At 70.5% G+C, this 16011-nt stretch carries 13 protein-coding genes; 1 reads left to right on the plus strand and 12 read right to left on the minus strand.

All coding sequences use genetic code 11. From position 1 onward, the window contains the following. Positions 1 to 38: 38 nt before the first annotated feature. From QQY66_RS05565 to QQY66_RS05580, 4 genes are all read right to left on the minus strand, one after another. Positions 39 to 1565: a pyruvate, phosphate dikinase gene (locus QQY66_RS05565; RefSeq protein WP_301977958.1), complete on the minus strand. Its 1527-nt coding sequence runs from the start codon at positions 1563 to 1565 to the stop codon at positions 39 to 41. Continuing rightward, complete coding sequence (locus tag QQY66_RS05570; protein ID WP_301977959.1) at positions 1562 to 2188, minus strand: transcriptional regulator; 627 nt, start codon at positions 2186 to 2188, stop codon at positions 1562 to 1564. Before QQY66_RS05570 ends, QQY66_RS05565 begins: the two co-directional genes overlap by 4 nt. Positions 2189 to 2294: 106 nt before the next feature. Continuing rightward, complete coding sequence (locus QQY66_RS05575) at positions 2295 to 3092, minus strand: ABC transporter permease (RefSeq protein WP_301977960.1); 798 nt, start codon at positions 3090 to 3092, stop codon at positions 2295 to 2297. Next, entirely contained in the window at positions 3089 to 4045 is a 957-nt protein-coding gene (locus tag QQY66_RS05580) for an ATP-binding cassette domain-containing protein (protein WP_301977961.1), read from the minus strand. The genes QQY66_RS05575 and QQY66_RS05580 overlap by 4 nt, the downstream gene beginning before the upstream one ends. 89 nt (positions 4046 to 4134) lie before the next feature. Between QQY66_RS05580 and QQY66_RS05585 the strand changes: the two genes are divergently transcribed. Further along, complete coding sequence (locus QQY66_RS05585; protein WP_301977962.1) at positions 4135 to 5232, plus strand: TetR/AcrR family transcriptional regulator; 1098 nt, start codon at positions 4135 to 4137, stop codon at positions 5230 to 5232. A 448-nt stretch (positions 5233 to 5680) separates the two neighbouring features. Here QQY66_RS05585 and QQY66_RS05590 read toward each other — a convergent pair whose 3' ends face one another. Genes QQY66_RS05590 through QQY66_RS50240 form a run of 8 tightly spaced genes read right to left on the minus strand, consistent with a single transcriptional unit; the run spans position 5681 to position 15733 of the window. Further along, the gene (locus QQY66_RS05590) at positions 5681 to 6493 is read right to left on the minus strand and encodes a 2-keto-4-pentenoate hydratase (protein WP_301977963.1); all 813 of its coding nucleotides are present in this window, start codon (positions 6491 to 6493) and stop codon (positions 5681 to 5683) included. Continuing rightward, positions 6490 to 7473, minus strand: a complete 984-nt coding sequence (locus tag QQY66_RS05595) for a class I SAM-dependent methyltransferase (protein WP_301977964.1) — start codon at positions 7471 to 7473, stop codon at positions 6490 to 6492. The genes QQY66_RS05590 and QQY66_RS05595 overlap by 4 nt, the downstream gene beginning before the upstream one ends. 20 nt (positions 7474 to 7493) lie before the next feature. After that, on the minus strand, positions 7494 to 8540 hold the full coding sequence (gene dmpG / locus QQY66_RS05600) for a 4-hydroxy-2-oxovalerate aldolase (protein ID WP_301977965.1): 1047 nt from the start codon (positions 8538 to 8540) through the stop codon (positions 7494 to 7496). After that, a complete protein-coding gene (locus tag QQY66_RS05605; RefSeq protein ID WP_301977966.1) occupies positions 8537 to 9427 on the minus strand; it encodes an acetaldehyde dehydrogenase (acetylating) in 891 nt (296 codons plus the stop codon). The genes dmpG and QQY66_RS05605 overlap by 4 nt, the downstream gene beginning before the upstream one ends. Then, complete coding sequence (locus QQY66_RS05610) at positions 9424 to 10545, minus strand: tryptophan dimethylallyltransferase family protein (RefSeq protein WP_301977967.1); 1122 nt, start codon at positions 10543 to 10545, stop codon at positions 9424 to 9426. The genes QQY66_RS05605 and QQY66_RS05610 overlap by 4 nt, the downstream gene beginning before the upstream one ends. Positions 10546 to 10586: 41 nt before the next feature. Beyond that, positions 10587 to 11177 (minus strand): isopentenyl-diphosphate Delta-isomerase, encoded by a 591-nt coding sequence (gene idi, locus QQY66_RS05615; RefSeq protein ID WP_301977969.1) that lies wholly within the window; start codon positions 11175 to 11177, stop codon positions 10587 to 10589. A 3-nt stretch (positions 11178 to 11180) separates the two neighbouring features. After that, positions 11181 to 11396 (minus strand): MbtH family protein, encoded by a 216-nt coding sequence (locus tag QQY66_RS05620; protein WP_301977970.1) that lies wholly within the window; start codon positions 11394 to 11396, stop codon positions 11181 to 11183. Then, positions 11396 to 15733: an amino acid adenylation domain-containing protein gene (locus QQY66_RS50240; protein WP_367667075.1), complete on the minus strand. Its 4338-nt coding sequence runs from the start codon at positions 15731 to 15733 to the stop codon at positions 11396 to 11398. Before QQY66_RS50240 ends, QQY66_RS05620 begins: the two co-directional genes overlap by 1 nt. Positions 15734 to 16011 lie beyond the last annotated feature (278 nt).

A 16011-nucleotide genomic window follows, 5' to 3' on the forward strand; every position in this document is an offset into this window, starting at 1 on the left:
AGTCAGGTGGATCAGATGAGTCAGGTGAGTCAGTCGAATCAGCGGTGGCGCAGTGCCGCATGGGCCGCCTCGAGGCGCTGGGTTTCCTCGCGTACGGAGTGGTCGCCCGAGACGTCGTCGGCCCATGCGAGCAGTCGGTGGAGGTGCCCGTCGGCCGCGTCGGCGATGACGTGGGGAGTGCCGAGAGCGACCTCGCCGCTGGTCCCGTCGATGGTGACGAGGGTGCCGCCGCCGATGGTGCGGCCGCCGACCGTCACGGAGCCGTCGTCACGGTCGAGGGTGAGGCCGGCGACGCCCACGACCGCGGGCTTTCCCATGGCCCGCGCGACGACCGCGGCGTGGCTGGCCGGTCCGCCGCGGGCAGTGACGATTCCGGCGGCGGCGGCAAGGCCGTGCATGTCGTTCGGGGAGGTCTCCGGACGTACCAGGATGACCGGATCGGCACGGGCCATGCGTACTGCGCCGTCCGCCGTGGTCGCGATTCTGCCGACGGCGACACCGGGACAGGCGCCGATGCCCCGGGCGAGGACGTCGGTCTTCTCGGATGACGCGATGCGCGGCGTGCGGACGTGCCGGAGGTGCTGTGCGGAGACCCTGAGCAGCGCTTCGTGACGTTCGAGGACACGCTCGTCTACGAGTTCGGTGGCTACGCGGACCGCGGCACCCCCGACGAACCGGCCGGGACGGACCTGCAGGATCCACAGCTCGCCGGACTGGAACGTGAACTCGACGTAGCAGGCGTCGCGGTAGTGCCCTTCGATCCGGCGCAGGGCGTCGAGCAGCCCTGTCCACACTGCCGGTTCCCGCTCGGCGAGTTCACGCAACGGCCGGGTCGTCGCTCGACCGGAGACGACTTCTTCTCCTTGGTGCCCGAAGAGGACTTCGCCGAAGGGGGTGTTCTCGCCGGTGTTGGGATCGCGGCTGAACACGACTCCGGTGCCGCTGCGGTCGTCGCGGTTGCCGAACACCATCCGTTGGACGATCACGGCGGTGCCGAGGTCGTGCGGGATGTCGTTCAACTCGCGATAGGTACGCGCGCGCGGCGCGTCCCAGGACGAGAAGACAGCTTCGACCGCCAGTTCCAACTGGCGGCTCGCGTCCTCGGGAACCTGCTGGTCGCCGTCCCCCTCCGAGTCCGTGACCGCGGAGGCAAAGCTCGACAGGAAGCGCAGGCGCGAGTCCCGTGCGAACGGCCGGTCGTCCGTCTCGGCGGCAAGGCCCTCGGTGGCTTCGGTCGTGAGACCGAGGTTGAGGATCGTGCTCATCATGCCGGGCATTGACACGCCGGCCCCGGAGCGAACCGACACGGCCAGCGGCTTCTGCGGTCCCCCGAAGGAGCGCTCGGTGGAGCGTTCGAGGTCGGCCATGGCAGTCGCGAGCTCGTCGTCGAGTCCTTCGGGAAGGCGCCCTGCCCGAAGGAAGGCGCGACATGCCTCGGTGGTGATGACGAACCCGGCCGGCACCGGCAAGCCGAGACGGTGCAGCAGGACCAGGCCGAGTGCCTTGCCGCCCAGTGTCTCCGCCGTCTCCTCGGCCTGGGCGGAGATCGCGCGAATCCACCTCATCGCTGCATCCCGAGTGTGGCGAGCAGGTCTTCGTGCAGCTCTGCCCAAACGGTGTGGTACGACGCGGTACTGTCGGCCACGTACTCCAACTCGCCGGAGACAGCGCGCTTGAGAGCTTCGGTGAGGCGGTACCGGTAACGACCGAATCGAGGCAATGCCTCGGACAACTCGGCACAGACCACGGCAGCGCGTCGGTCGAGATCGGCGAATCGGGCCAGGACCCGGGAGTCGTAGGCGGGATCGCTGTGGTCGTTGGCGCTCGCGATGCCGTCGACGGCTCGGAGTTGCCATGCCGTACAGAGGTCGAGCAGCTCCGGGTTGAGGACGAGAAACCGCTCGTACGCCGCTGTCACGGCCCCGCGGGCATGGGCCGACTCGAGCTCGTCGATGATCCGCTCGGACGCTGCGGCACGGCCGGCGTCCGTGAGACTCCAACCGGGCAGGTCGCCGGACATACGCGTGACAAGACCGTCGGCCCCGAGATCGATGAGCTCGGACTCGGCATCGGATTCGTCGAGACCCGTTATCGCGTGGAGCCGGGCGAGGCTGACGGTGCCGGCGCAGCGCAGGGCGTGCAGTACCAGCAGGCCGGTGTCCGTCGCGCGAGCTTCAGGCCAGGTCATGTGTTGTCCTCCTGGGGTGCGGTGGGCATTGCGGAAATCAGCGGGCCCGAGGGCGCCGGCGCCGGGAGGGGACGTCGGCCGATCGCCACGTGAGGGAGCCGCATCGTCATTCCTGGCGGCCGTAGGCGCGGACTGCCAGGGGGCAGAAGACGACGAACAGGACGGCGGACCACAGCAGGGTGCGGCCGATGCTTCCCGCGTCCGGCGTCCCGTTCAGCAGAGCGCGGCAGGCATCCATGACATGGGTGACGGGGTTGATGTCCGCCCACGCTTTCAGCCAGCCGGGCAGGGTGTCGGTCGGGGAAGCCAGGCTGCTGCCCAGCTGGAGCGGCAGGAAGGCGATGAAACTGAACGCCAGCACGGCCTCGGCGCTCTTGACGATGACACCGATGAACACCGTGACCCAGCTGAGGCAGAACCCGAACAGGATCGCGAGCCCGGTCGCCCCCAGTGCGGCGGGGATGCTTCCCTGGATGCGGAACCCGAGCGGAATGCCGATGACGAACAGGATCGACACGGCGATCAGGTAACGGAGGACGTCGGCCGTCACGGAGCCGAGCAGCGGCGCCGTACGGCTGATCGGGAGGCTGCGGAACCGGTCGGTGACGCCGTTCTTCAGGTCGAGGTTGATGGCCGATCCGGTGGAGATCATTCCGGCCAGGCCGGCGCCCATGACGAGGATTCCGGGGAACAGGTACTGCAGGTATTCGCCGGTGGAACCGGCGACCGGTCGGCCGAACAGGTAGAGGAACAGGATCATGAACAGCGCGGGGGTGACCACACCGTTCATGATCGGACCCGGGTTCCGGGTGGTCTTGAGCAGGCTGCGCTGGGCGAGAACCGCGCTGTGCCGGACGGTGGCGAAGCGCCGAGGCCGGGCGGTCCCGGCGAGGGTCGTGGTCATGCTGCCTCCTGGGCGTCGGCAGTCGGGGCCCCGGTCAGGGACAGGAAGACCTCGTCGAGGCTGGGAAGGCGGAAGGCGATCTCGCTGACATCGATGCCGCGGTCCCGGAGTTGAGCGGTTATCTCGAAGAACTCGGCGTCCCCGGCAACCGGCACGACGAGTTCGTGGCGGCGTGATCGGTCGGGCTCCCGTCCTGCGACTCGGGCGATGACGGCGGCAGCGGGGTCGAGGTCGCCGGCATCGGCCGGGCGGAGGACGATCGTGTGTCCGCCGATCTCGCGCTTGAGGTCGGTGGGTGTGCCCGACGCGATCACTCGTCCGTGGTCGATGACGGTGATGCCGTCGGCGAGGGCGTCGGCCTCTTCGAGGTACTGCGTCGTGAGCAGGACCGTGACGCCGTCTTGGCTGAGCCCGCGGATCATCTGCCACAACTCGTCGCGCTTGCCGGGGTCCAACCCGACCGAGGGCTCATCGAGGAACACGACCTCGGGCCGGCCCACCAGGCCGGCGGCGAGGTCGAGGCGGCGTCGCATCCCGCCCGAGTAGGTGGCGACGGGCCGGTCGGCCGCATCGTCGAGACCGAAGCGGGACAGCAGTTCGCCGGCCCTCCGGCGGGCGTCATGCCGTCGGAGGTCGAGGAGCCGGCCGATCATGACCAGGTTGGACCGCCCGGACAGCTCGTCGTCGACGCTTGTGTGCTGCCCCGACAGCGCGATGCGCCGACGGACCTGAGCCGGATCTCGCCGAACGTCGAATCCGGCCACGCGCACCTGCCCCGCGTCGGGGCGCAGAAGGGTCGCCAGCACACGGACGACGGTCGTCTTACCGGCGCCGTTGGGCCCCAGCAGTCCCAGCACCTGTCCGCGCTGAGCGGAGAGGCTCACTCCGTCGACCGCCGTCGTCCGGCCGAATTTCTTGATCAGTACGTCGACGTCGAACCCGTTGTCACCCACGACCAATCTCCGATGTTCGCCACTTTCGGATGTCCTCAGCATCTGGATGCTGGTTGTATCATGACACAGCAGGAGCGGAAGGGGACACGATGGCGAGGTTGACCCGCGCGCAGCAGCAGGAGCGGACGCGTGCGGCGGTACTGGTCGCGGCCCGGCAGGAGTTCGCCGAGTACGACTATGCCGAGGCCAAGATCGACCGGATCGCCGAGCGAGCCGAACTGACCCGAGGCGCGGTCTACTCCAACTTCACCGGCAAGCGCGCGCTCTACCTCGCGGTGCTGGCCGACGCCGCCGAACTGGCCCGAGCCTGCGCCGAACCGCCGGCGGAATCCCCCGACTGCGTCGGACGAGCGCTCGGTTCGTTCGCCCGGGTCTGGCTCGAACGGCTGCCCTTCCTCGGCGACACACCGGGCAGCGGCCATCTTCAGCTGCGCTCACTGTCCGGAGTGCTCACCACCGAGCCGGCCCGGACCGCGATGGCCGAACTCGTCCGGTTCGAAGCCCTGCTGCTCGCGCTGGCACTTGAGCCGCGTTCCGCCGTGCGCGCCGGCACCGTGCGGCTGGCCGGGCTGGCCCTGACCCTTCTCCACGGTGCGGCCGGCCTCGCGGAGAACGCCCCCGGCGTCGGTGACCCCTTCGACCTGACCCGAGCCGCCGAGCATCTGGCCGGCATCGCCCTCGGCGACGACACGGAGCCACCGCATCTGCCCTACGTCGCTCCGGCCCGCTCGACCGAGGACCGGTGGGTGCCGCCCCGCGGTCTGCGCGACGAGATCACCGGCCGTCCGGTCGGCTTCGACGACGGGGTGGTCGTCGTACTCGGTGCGGGACGCCTGTCCGCGGCCGAGGACGCGGTGCGCTCAGCGCGGCCGGACGACGAGGTGACCATCGTCGTCGTGACGAGCGACCCCGCCGAGATCGGTCAACTGGCCCGACTCCGGATCGTCGATCTCGTCGGCTGCCTGCTCCGAGTGTTCGCGGCCGACCGACTACCGCAGGCACGCATCGTTTTCGACGACAGCGGCACGGTCCCCGCAGCCCTCGGCCACACGTCGGTCGACGACCTCACCGAGATCGCGGTCCGGGTGCGCGACGGACTGATCGTGGCCCGCGCGACCGGCCGCGGCGCAGGCCACGCCGCGGCCCGCCACCGTTCCCCGGATTCCGGCCGGAGCGGGGCGGTGTGAAACCGGGCCCGCGTCCGGAGCCTTGCCTCGCGACGTGACGCTCCTGGCACACGGCGCAGCCCCTCGAAGTGACGCTCCTGGCGGTGACGCTCCTGGCGCACAGCGCAGTCCAGCCGCCTGCCGGCCCGGCGAGTGACCGTCGTTCGAAGCGGGACCGGCTGTCTGTTGGTCAAGGTGCGTGGCGTGGCGGCGCGTTGGTGGAGTTCCCGACGTCGTCAACTTCGAGGGCCTTCGTCGGCCGCCTGAGAGGGCTGCTGACCAGGACCGGCGGAGGGCGAGCCGCTCGGGCGGTCGCGGCACGGACCGGCTCTGCGCCGCGCCGCGCCGGCCTCCGTGTGCGGGGCCGGGCGGCCGCCCGCCGCGTGACGACGTATTCCTCGGAATGCCGGAATACGGTCAGCCGACATCAGACAACGTCAGTCGATCGCCTGCGCTGCGGCAGGGCCTCTCATGGCTCACCGTCCTTCTCCTCGCGGTCATGTGTGCTGAGGGACACCGAACCCAGGACCCCGAACGAGGCATGTACCTCCTGGTTCGGCAGCAGGTCCACCGCGCCGGACCAGGAGCCGGCCAGCACGAGGTCACCGGCGCTGATGCCGGTGCCGAACCCTGCCAGGATCCGGACCAGGCATGCCACCGACTCCGCTGGATGCCCCATGACCGCCGAGCCGTTCCCGGTGTACTCGGTGTCGCCGCTGCGCAGTACCATCCGCGCCGCCGCCAGGTCGGTGGTGTCCGGTGGGACGCCGGAGCCGACCACGGCCGCGGCGGAGGACGCATTGTCGGCGACGGTGTCCACCAGGCCGATCTTCCATGCCTCGATCCGGCTGTCGAGCACCTCCAGGACCGGGCAGACCACTGTGGTGGCGTCGAGAACGTCCTGAGCCGTGACCTCGTGGCCACTGAGATCCTCCGCCATCCGGAAGGCGATCTCGCCCTCGACCTTCGGTGAGATGAACCTCCGCAGGTCGAGGAGGACGCCGTCGGGCAGGAGCATGCGATCGGTCAGGTATCCGAAGTCGGGATGGTCGATGTCGAACATCTTCTGGATCGCCTCACTGGTGGCTCCGATCTTGAGCCCGGCCAGCGCGGCACCACTCGCCACTTCGAGCGCGCGCATCTCACTTTGGATCGCGTATGCGTCCGCCAGGCCGAGTTGCGGGTGCCGGATCGACACGGGCGGCACCGGCCGGCGGGTTTCGGCGGCCTTCCAGAGCTCGGTGGCGAGTTCGCGGTGGAGTGCCCGCGCGGCGGTTGTCATCTGCTCGCCACGAAGAGCCGGCCCCCGGGCAGGCCGATCGGCACGGTCCTGGTCCGCGAGAAGCCCGCCTTGTCGAACGTGTCCAGCCACTCCTGCTCGGTGGGCAGAAGGACACTCATGAAAGTGGCGTGCAGATAGGTGAAGAGCGCGCTGAACTTGCGCTCCTGAGGCTGCTGCGCGTAGGAGACGGCGTCGGCCACGGCGAGGAATCCGCCGGGGGCGAGCGCGTCGCGCAGGGCACCGAGAACGTTCTGGGCCGTGCGCTCGTCCGCCACGATGTCGTGCATGACGTAGCAGGCCAGGATGGCTTCCGCGCCCGCGACCGGCCCCGGGTCGTCGACCAGCGACTCGATCGGCCGCTCGGCAACTGTCAGGCGATCGTGCACCTCGCAGGCGCGGGCGGCCTCACGCGCCGCGGCGCAGGCGGCGCCGTTGCTGTCGACGGCCGTGCCGGTGCGTGCCGGATTCTCCTGCAGCAGCTTGATGAGCAGTGCGCCGGCCCCGGCGCCGAGGTCGGTCACCCGGAGCGCGCCGGACGCCACGACCTGTTCGATGATCTGCGGGTAGAACGCGCGTTCGCCGATCCACCGTGAGCTGACCGCGACCCGCCGTCCGTTGCGCCGGTGGGTGCGGGCGGCCTGGGCGGGGTCGGTCAAGAATGCACGGGCGTTGTCGATGAAAGGGCCGTTGGCGTGCATCGCCCAGGACACGTACCCGGCCTGGTGGCGCAGGTCGGTGTAATCTGCGGCCGTCTGGAACTCGTCAGGGACCTCGGTCTCGACGATCAGGCCGGCGGCGAGCAGTGCCGCCAGGTAGGCGGTGACGCCGGCGACGGGGACGCCGGCCGTCTTGGCCATGTCCGAGGCGCTGAAGATCTCGCCGGAGTCCAGGACCTGGTCGGCCCCGATCTCGGCACCGATCTGCAGCAGTGCGGCGACCGCGGCCGCGTCGGCCACGGATTCCGGGGTGTGCCGTTGCATGGTTCCTTCCCTCTTGCCCGTCAGATGTGGTCAGCAGAGGTGTGCGGCAGGTCCGTGGGTGCCCGCTCGCCGGCCAGTTGCATGGCGACCTCGATGATGGTGTCCTCCTGGCCGGCCACCACCCGCCGCTTGCCCAGCTCGAGCAGGATCTCGCGGGGATCGACGTCGAAGCGCCGGCTCGCTCGCCGTACCGGCGCCGCGAATCCGGAGAACACCCCGGCTATGCCGCTGGCGATGGTGACGCTGTCGTTGGTCGGCACGTGCTTCACGAACCGTTCCTCGGCCGTCTGCGCCGCGTCCAGGGCGCCGAACAGTCTGATCCCTGTCTCCATCTGCTCGACGTGCAGGTTGGCGGCGACTAGTTCGATCGGCGCGTTACCCGCCCCTGCGCCGAACCCGCGCGCCGTGACGTCCACGATGGAAGCCCCCGCCTGCATCGCGGTCATGCTGTTGATCACCGAGAGGCCGAGGTTGTTGTGGGCGTGGAAACCGATCGCGATGTCGAGCTTGTCGACCAGCTCACCGACCTTCTCCCGCACCTTCTGCGGCGTGTACGCGCCGGCCGAGTCCATCAGCACGACGGCCTCGGCGCCGTAGTCCTGCATGAGCTGCGCCTGTTCGACCAGCTTCTTCGCCGACGCCATGTGGCTCATCAGAAGCATTCCCTTCACGGGTACGCCCATGGCCCGCAGCATCGTGATCTGCTGGCGGGTGACGTCGGCCTCGGTGCAGTGGGCGCCCACCCGGACCTCGTCCACGCCGCTGTCGAGGGCGGGCTTGAGGTCGCGTTCGACGCTGGCGAAGCCGGGGATGGAGAGCACGCCGAGCCGGGAGTTGCGCAGTTCGGCCTTGGCGGCGCGCAGCATCTCCGCGTCGCTGATGGCCGCGATGCCGACCTGGATGGAGGAGGCGCCGAGGCCGTTGCCGTGCCCGACCTCGACGACGTCCACACCGGCCGACTCGGCCGCCCGCGCGTACGCGCTGATGTCCGCGCGGTTCAACTGGTGGGCGACCGCGTGGTTGCCGTCCCGCAGCGTCGTGTCGCAGATCTGGAGTTGCCCGCTCATGACCGCCCCCGCCCGGTGCGAGCCTCCGCCGCGGCGACGGCGGCGCAGGTGATGATGTCCAGGTTTCCGGCATAGCGCGGGAAGTAGTCGCCCCGCCCCTCGACCTCCACCGTGAGCATGTAGCGGTCTCCGGTGGCGACCGGCGGCACCACGACCCGGTAGCCGGGAACGTACGAGCGGATCTGCTTCTCCATCGTGGTGACCGCCTCCCGCAGGGCGTCGAGGTCGATGCCCTCGGTGGTGGACACCGCGATGGAGTTGCGCATCACGATGCCGGGGTCGGCCGGGTTGATGATCAACACAGTCTTGGTCCGCGTGGCGCTGCAGAACTCGGTGGTCGCTTGCTCCGTGGTGTGTACGTATTCATCCAGGTTTGCCCGCGAGGCCGGTCCCACGCTGGCCGAGGCGCTCGCCGAGACGATCTCCAGGTAGTCGACGTGGCCCGCGATCTGCGTGATGCAGCGGGCCATCGGGACCGCTGCCTGTCCGCCGCAGGTCACCATGGAGAGGTACTGCTCTTCGAGGCAGTCCTCGAGGTTGAGGGCCGGCACACAGAACGTGCCCCGGTTGGCCGGCGTGAGGTCGATGAACGGCAGCCCCAGCGGCTCGACGATGCCCCAGTGGCGGGTGGCATCGCCGGCGGAGGTCGCATCGAACACCAAGTCGATTTCGTCCTTCGCGTCGACGACCGCGTCGATGCCGCCGGTGCTCGTGGCCACCCCGCGGCCGCGGGCCAGCTCGATGCCGGGCGATTCGGCCCGCCGACCGGCGAACAGCACGCACGTCAGCAGCGGTGAGGTTTCGACCTTCAGCAGCAGATCGGTTCCGATGTTCCCGGTCCCCACAATGGCGGTTCGCAGTGGAGCCGGATGCACTTGCGTACTCATTCGGTCCTTCCTGTCGCAGTGGGCCGGCCGCCGAGGTGATCCTGTTGGCTCACGCCGAGCGGCGGTGGGTTCACGTCGTGCATCTCCGGCGAGAGGTAGACCTTCACGCGGGGACGGGAGCGGCCCGGCTGCCAGGAGATGTAGTTGTGGATCCCGGTTCCCGCGTCAAGTCCGCGGTGCGCGATGCCGGCGAGCACGCTGTCGTAGCGGCGCAGCGCCTGCGGATGCGCGGCAAGGGCACGGTGGACCCGCTGCCGCACCTCGCCGTCGTGCTCCGCGTACGTCCACAGGGGGATGTAGAGCGTGGCCGCGGGGCGCTCGAGAGTCTGCGCGTCGAACAGTGACACGCAGGTGACGGGCGGCTGGACGCTGAAATGGCGGCGGCCGTCCGTCATAGTCCTGCAGAAGGCGCGTACCTCGCCGGGTTCGAAACCCGGATAGGCCTTGAGAACGGCCGCCACCTCGTCGGCGTCTGCGGCGAAGTGCCGGAAGTAGACCTTCACCCGGGCCGCGGGGTCGTCGGCCAGATCCAGCGAGAGCAGGAACGGCACGTCGTACCCGGCCCGGTGGACATGCGCCTGGACCACCGGCCACAGATGCCTCGCCCCCATCCGGTCCAGGGCGGTGTACAGCAGGTCGAACACCCCGTCCGGGCCGTTCACGTCCAGGTAGAACCAGACCTTGAACCGGATCGGGGCGCCGGAGCGCACCTCGGCGCCGTACATGGACACATGCGGTCCGTACGCGTCGTCGGGCAGGAGGCGGTCCGCCACGGCCGACCACCGGGCCGCGCCGGTGCCGTAGCGTTCGGCGAGCAGCGGCATGAGCGCCCGCGCCGCGCCGGGGTCGCGGGCCGGCACGCCCGCGGTCAGTGGCTCGATGGCGAACTGGAGGGCGGGCGCGTCCCCGTCGAGGTCGACGGCGTACTCCACCGGCGACCCGTCGGGCGACACGTCCGACAGGGGAAGATCGTGGGGGCGGGCGTCGCCCCAGTGGTCGGTCATGGCCCGGAACGTCGCAACGAATTCCGTACCGCTGGCGCCCAGTTGCAGGGTCTGTGCCGTCTTCTCCAATAGCGTGGCGCAGGCATCTCGGACTGTTGCCGGCTCCTCGGTCACCCGGTTCTCCTTGTCAGAATCCACGTCGAGGCGGGGGTGGCTCAACGCCACGCGTCCAGATGAAGGTCTGCGGTACGTCCCGCCCCGACGGCACGTTCGAGCACGGCCGGGAACCACACGGAGAACTCGAGCCGGTCCCGCATGTCCCGCAGTCGCTCAGGCGTGACCAGCGTCCATTCCGAGACCTCCGCGGGATCGGGCCGCGGCTCGTCCCGGAACCGGCCCACGAACACATGGTTGTACTCGCGTTCGATCAGGCCCGACTTCGGGTCCGGCAGCGCGTACCGCACGGTGCCGGCGGCCGCGAGACCGACCGGCGCTATGCCGAGTTCCTCCTTGACACGCCGTGCGGCAGCGCCGGCCGGTGGTTCCCCTGGGAAGGGGTGGCCGCAACAGGTGTTGGACCACACTCCCGGCGAGTGGTATTTGCCCGGCGCCCGCCGCTGTAGCAGCAGGCGCTCCTCGTCGTCGAAGAGGAACACGGAGAACGCCCGGTGCAGATGGCCGGGACTCGTGTGGGCCGCCAGCTTGTCGAGCACCCCGACGGTCTGTCCTGTGGTGTCCACCAGCTCGAGCAGGTCACGCCCCGGCTCGGGGGCGCCTGGCCCGCTCGCGACGTTGTGTGCGGGCACGGTTCAGGACTCCTCGCCCATGGCGCGGACCAGGCTCCGCGGCCGCATGTCGGTCCAGTGCTCCTCGATGTAGTCGAGGCACGCCTGGTGCGCGTCCTCGGGGTGGGCGACGGTCCACCCGGCCGGCACGTCGATGGCCGCGGGCCACATCGAGTACTGACCCTCGTCGTTGACCAGCACCAGGAACGTTCCCTCGGTGTCGTCGAACGGGTTGCCCATCAGTTCTCCTCCTTGGTTGTCGCGTTGGCGGCGATGGCGGCCCGGAGGTGTTCCTCGAGAATCGGGCCGATCAGCTTCAGCGCCTCCGGCGTCATGATCGTGCTGTGGCCGGTCGGGACCGGGTGGTACGTGATGTCGCCGCCGACGAAGTCCCGCCACACCTCGGGGTCGAGCACCCGCTCCCGTTCCTCGGTCGCGCCGAAGATCAGCATGTCGGCGTCGACCCGTTCCGGCCGATGCCTGGTGGCGATGGAGATATTGCGGTGCAGGATCTCCATCAGGAGCCGGAACTCGTCCTCGGCGACGTTGCCCAGGACCGTGTTGGTGGTCCGGGCCAGCTCCGAGAACTGCGCGAAGGAGAGCTTCCCGCTCGGCAGGGTCGCCGGGTCGACGCCCAGCACCTCAAGGATGCCGGTGTAGACCTTGGCGGTGGCCTCGACGACCTGCTGCTGTTCCTCCTCGGTCAGCGGCCTGGCCGGTTCGGAGTCGAGGGCGACGATGAGTCCGACCTGCTCCCCGGCGGCCTGCAGGCGGGCGGCCATGGCGTGCGCCACGACGCCGCCGAACGACTGCCCGAGCAGGTAGTAGGGCCCGGTCTTCTGCACCTGGCGCATTTCCTCGATGCAGTCGTCCGCGACCTGGATCAGGGTTTCCGGCAGCTCGTCGGGGTGGCTCAGCGCGCGGGACTGCAGCCCGTAGACGGGGAAGTCGGGGCTCAGATGCAGCAGCAGATCCGAGTAGGACCAGCAGATCGCCGCTCCCGGGTGGATGCAGAACAGCGGCGCCAGGCTGCCCCCGGTGCGCAGCGGGAGGAGTACGTCGAAGGCCTTGTCCGTGCCGTCGGAGCCGAGGTGCTCGGCGAGCTGGGCGACGGTGGGCCCGGCGAAGAACGTCCGGATCGGAACCTCCGTGCCCATCACCTCGGCGATGCGGGCGATGAGCCTGTTCGCCAGCAGGGAGTGGCCGCCCAGGTCGAAGAAGTTGTCCTCGACGCCGATCTGTCCCAGGTTCAGCACCTCGGCGAACAGCCCGCAGAGGATCTCCTCCTGCGGGGTGCGGGGGCCACGCCCCACCGGTGCCGCGATCTGCGGCACCGGCAACGCCTCCCGGTCCACCTTGCCGTTCGGCGTGAGCGGGAACTCCTCCACCGCCATCACCACCGCCGGCACCAGATGCTCGGGCAACGACCGGCGCAGATCCTCCCGGATGCCGGTGACGTCGGTGTCGGGGCGGGCGGGGACCACGTACCCGAACAGCGCCAGGTCGCCCTGGCGGTCGGCTCGCACGGCCACGGCAGCCTGTGCCGCGGCCGGGTGCTTCGCCAGCGCGGCCTCCACCTCGCCGGGCTCCACCCGCATCCCGCGGATCTTCACCTGGTCGTCGGTGCGGCCCACGTACTCCAGCTCGAACGCGTGGTTCAGGCGGCCGATGTCCCCGGTGCGGTACATCCGCGAGCCTGCCGGGCCGTACGGGTCGGCGACGAACCGGCCGGCGGTCAGTCCGGGCCGGTGCAGGTAACCGCGGCCCACGGCCGGCCCGGCGACGTACACCTCGCCGTCGGTGCCGGGCGGCACGATCCGCAGGGCCGCGTCGAGGACGTAGATGCGCATCCCCGGGTTGGGCCGGCCGACCGTGACGCGCGCGCCGTCCGCGCTGTCAAGGGGATCTGTCATCGTGCAGGCGACGGTGGTCTCGGTCTGGCCGTAGACGTTGACCATGCGTCGCTCCGGCGACCAGCGGGCGGCGAGATCGGGCGTGAGGACCTCCCCGCCGAGGAGCAGTCCGCGCAGCTCGGTGAGCCGGCCCGGCGCGTCGGCCGGCAGGCTCGCCAGCACCGACGGCAGCGTCACCAGGTGCGTGATCCGCTGCTCGGCCAGCACCCGGGCCAGCGCCTCGCCCGCGAGAAGGCCCGGCTCGGGAAGGACGAGCGTGCCGTGCGCGGCGAACGCGACGACGAGGTCCATGACCGAGGCGTCGAAGCTCGGTGAGGAGAGCTGCAGGACGCGGGAGCCCGGCCCGAAGCCCCAGCGGTCCCGCCACGCCTCGGCCGCGCCCGCCAGGCCCGCGTGGGTGATCACTGCGCCCTTGGGCCGGCCGGTCGAACCCGAGGTGTAGATGACGTAGGCGGGGTGGTGCAGGCCGAGGGCGGCCGAGCGATCCCGGTCGGTCGGGTTCGTGTCCGGCAGGCCCTCCCACTGCGCGACGGTGGCCGGTTCGTCGATGTCGATCAACGGCTGCTCCGCGCCGAGGCGGGCGGCCCCCGAGGCATCCGTCACGACCAGTTCCGGCCGGGCGTCCGCGCAGAGGTACGCCACCCGGTCGGCCGGGTAGGCCGGGTCGATCGGCAGGTACGCCGCCCCGCTCTTGGCGATGGCCCAGATGGCGACGACCTGCCGGACACTGCGCGGCAGCAGCACGGCGACGAGGTCCTCCGGGCCCGCGCCCCGCTCGATCAGCGCCCGCGCCATCCGGTTCGCCCGGCTGTTCAGCTCGGCATAGGTGAGGCCGGCCGCGCCGTCGCTCACGGCGATCGCGGACGGGTCGGCCGTCGCCCAGGTTTCGAACAGCCACGGCAGCGTTCCCGGTACGGGATCCGCAAGGTTGACTTCCGCCCCGCTCGTCAATTCAAGTCCTCCGATGGGTTGGTGGGGAGAGTCGACGACTTCACGCAGCAGCCGGCCGAACTCGTCGAGGAAGGCGTCGATGGTCGCGCCGTCGTAGAGATCGGTGGCGTACTCGGCGACGAGGATCAGTCCGCCGGGCGCGCCACGGTCGTCGAACGTCTCGATCGCGTTGACGGTGAGATCCACCCGGGCCACGCCGGTCTCGACCCCGTCCAGCTGCGGCCGCGCGGTCAGGCCGGCCAGCTCGAACTCGGCCTCCGGTGTGTTCTGCAGCACGAGTTGCACCTGGAAGAGCGGGTGGTGCGCGGGCGACCGGTCGGGGTTGAGCTTCTCCACCAGGTGGTCGAAGGGGATGTCCTGATGGGCGTACGCGGCCAGGCTCGTGTCGCGCACCTGCTCCAGCAGCTGGACGAAGCTCGGGCCGCCCGAGGTGTCGATGCGCAGCACCAGCGTGTTGATGAAGAAGCCGATCAGGTCCTCGAGGGCGTCGTCGACCCGTCCCGCGATCGGTGCACCCACCGGGATGTCGGTGCCGGCCCCGCTGCGGCTCAGCTGCGCGCCGAGCGCCGCCTGGAGGGCCATGAACAGTGTGGATCCGTTGCCGCGGGCCAGCGCTCGCAGGGCCTGGTGCAGATCTGCGTCGAGATTGCGGGTCAGCGTCGCACCCTGGTGACCGGCCTCCTCCGGGCGCGGCCGGTCGGTCGGCAACGTCACCAGCCGCGGCAGGCCGGCCAGTTGTTCCCGCCAGTAGGCGAGCTGGCGGCCGATCCGGCTGTCCGGGTCGGCGTCGTCGCCCAGCATCCTGCGCTGCCACAGCGCGTAGTCCGCGTACTGCACCGGCAACGGCGCCCAGGACGGTCCACGCCCGGCTGCGCGTTCCTCGTACGCCGTCGTCAGGTCACGGGTCAGCGGCCGCAGCGACCAGCCGTCCGCGGCGACATGGTGCACGACCAGCAGCAGCACCCATTCGTCGCGGCTCGTAGCGAACAGCCACGCCCGCAGCGGGATCTCCCGCGACAGGTCGAACTCGTGCCGGGAGGCGTCCCGGAGCACCTGCGCCAGGTCGTCCTCGGACACCTCGCGCACCGGCAGGTCGATGTCGCCGACGTCAAGGATCTGCTGGTGCGGCACTCCACGGCGCTCGGCGAAGACGGTGCGCAGTGCCTCGTGCCGGGCCACCACGTCGCCCAGGGCGGACCGCATCGCGGCCACGTCGAGGGCACCGGACAGCCGCACCGCCAAGGGCGAGTTGTACGTCGCCGACGAACCCTCCAGCTTGTGCAGGAACCACAGCCGCTGCTGCGCGAACGACAGGGGCAGCGCCTTGGGCCGGGGCTCCGGCACAAGGGCGGGCGCCATGCGGTCCGCGTCCGACCCGTGTGCCAGCACCACGGCGAGCCGGGCGGGTGACGGCGCGGCGAACACCTGCTGCAGAGGCACCTCGATACCCAGGACGGCGCGGATGCGGCTGGTCAGCCGGGTGGCCAGCAGCGAGTGGCCGCCCAGGTCGAAGAAGCTGTCGTCGACACCGACCCGGGGCAGGCCGAGGAGGTCGGCGAACAGCTCGCACAGGATCTCCTCGTACGGGTTGCGCGGACCGCGGTCCTGGGCGCCGGTGATCATGACCTCGGGTTCCGGCAGGGCCTTGCGGTCGATCTTCCCGTTCGGGGTGAGCGGGATCCGCTCGATCGGCGTGATCGTGGCCGGCACCATATGGTCGGGCAGCAGCGACTTGACCGTGCCGCGCAGCTCGGACACCAGCTCACCGGCGGTCCGGGCGAGGGCGGGCACGTTGGCGACCGCTTCCGGGCTGCTCGGGCGGTACACGTCCGCGAGTGGTACGTCCTCGCCGGTGCCGGTGAGCAGCACCGCGTCGTAGGCGTCCCGGCTCCGCGGCGACCAGGTCAGCACCGCCCGCCGGCCGCGGTCCGCGGCCCATTGGCGTACCCGCTCGGGGTGCAGCCGCGGATCGGTCGTGTCGGCCAGCCGCG

Source organism: Streptomyces sp. DG2A-72, assembly GCF_030499575.1.
GTDB lineage: Bacteria > Actinomycetota > Actinomycetes > Streptomycetales > Streptomycetaceae > Streptomyces.

Bases quoted from the DNA above. Each gene is read 5' to 3' on its own strand.
- QQY66_RS05565 (WP_301977958.1), bottom strand. From the start codon at position 1,565: ATGAGGTGGATTCGCGCGATCTCCGCCCAGGCCGAGGAGACGGCGGAG.
- QQY66_RS05570 (WP_301977959.1), bottom strand. From the start codon at position 2,188: ATGACCTGGCCTGAAGCTCGCGCGACGGACACCGGCCTGCTGGTACTG.
- QQY66_RS05575 (WP_301977960.1), bottom strand. From the start codon at position 3,092: ATGACCACGACCCTCGCCGGGACCGCCCGGCCTCGGCGCTTCGCCACC.
- QQY66_RS05585 (WP_301977962.1), top strand. From the start codon at position 4,135: ATGGCGAGGTTGACCCGCGCGCAGCAGCAGGAGCGGACGCGTGCGGCG.
- QQY66_RS05590 (WP_301977963.1), bottom strand. From the start codon at position 6,493: ATGACAACCGCCGCGCGGGCACTCCACCGCGAACTCGCCACCGAGCTC.
- QQY66_RS05595 (WP_301977964.1), bottom strand. From the start codon at position 7,473: ATGCAACGGCACACCCCGGAATCCGTGGCCGACGCGGCCGCGGTCGCC.
- dmpG (WP_301977965.1), bottom strand. From the start codon at position 8,540: ATGAGCGGGCAACTCCAGATCTGCGACACGACGCTGCGGGACGGCAAC.
- QQY66_RS05605 (WP_301977966.1), bottom strand. From the start codon at position 9,427: ATGAGTACGCAAGTGCATCCGGCTCCACTGCGAACCGCCATTGTGGGG.
- QQY66_RS05620 (WP_301977970.1), bottom strand. From the start codon at position 11,396: ATGGGCAACCCGTTCGACGACACCGAGGGAACGTTCCTGGTGCTGGTC.
- QQY66_RS50240 (WP_367667075.1), bottom strand. From the start codon at position 15,733: ATGGTGCCGGCCACGATCACGCCGATCGAGCGGATCCCGCTCACCCCG.